The sequence below is a fragment of the Streptomyces sp. NRRL F-5630 genome, assembly GCF_000719475.1.
Taxonomy (GTDB): domain Bacteria; phylum Actinomycetota; class Actinomycetes; order Streptomycetales; family Streptomycetaceae; genus Streptomyces.
In genome coordinates this window covers 1-632 of record NZ_JOGO01000196.1, presented here as the reverse complement: position 1 = coordinate 632, position 632 = coordinate 1, and the positions used below count along the sequence as shown (strand labels likewise).

General features: G+C 66.8%; 1 protein-coding gene. It reads left to right on the top strand.

The genetic code is table 11. The features are described 5' to 3' along the window. Window positions 1-32: 32 nt before the first annotated feature. A partial coding sequence (locus IF99_RS31405; RefSeq protein WP_324604398.1) for an SDR family NAD(P)-dependent oxidoreductase occupies window positions 33-632 on the top strand: 600 nt, incomplete at its 3' end.

Below are 632 nucleotides of genomic sequence, written 5' to 3'. Positions count from 1 at the left end.
CGGCGGTTTCTTCGGGGGGTGGGGGTGGTTGGGTGTTGGTGTCGGGTGGTTCGGGTGTGTTGGGTGGTGTGGTGGCGCGGCATTTGGTGGGGGTGCGGGGTGTGCGTCGGTTGGTGTTGTTGAGTCGTAGTGGTGAGGTGGGTGGTTTGGTGGGGGAGTTGTCGGGGTGGGGTGCTGAGGTGCGGGTGGCGGTGTGTGATGTGGCGGATCGGGTGGCGTTGAGGGGGGTGGTGGAGGGTTTGCCGGGTGGGGTGTCGGGGGTGGTGCATGCGGCGGGGGTGCTGGATGACGTGGTGGTGGAGGGTTTGTCGCGGGAGCGGTTGGAGGGTGTGCTGGCGGCGAAGGTGGTGGGTGGTTGGAATTTGCATGAGGTGATGGCGGGTTCGGATGGTTTGTTTGTGTTGTTCTCGTCGGCTGCTGGGGTGTTGGGGGCTGCGGGGCAGGCGAATTATGCGGCGGGGAACGCGTTTTTGGACGGGTTGGCGGCGTTCCGGCGGGCGCGTGGGTTGTCGGGTGTGTCGGTGGCTTGGGGGTTGTGGGAGCGGCGCAGTGTGATGACGGGTGGTTTGGAGCGGGCGGATCTGGCGCGGATGCGGCGCATGGGTGTGCTGCCGATGTCCACCGAGGACGGG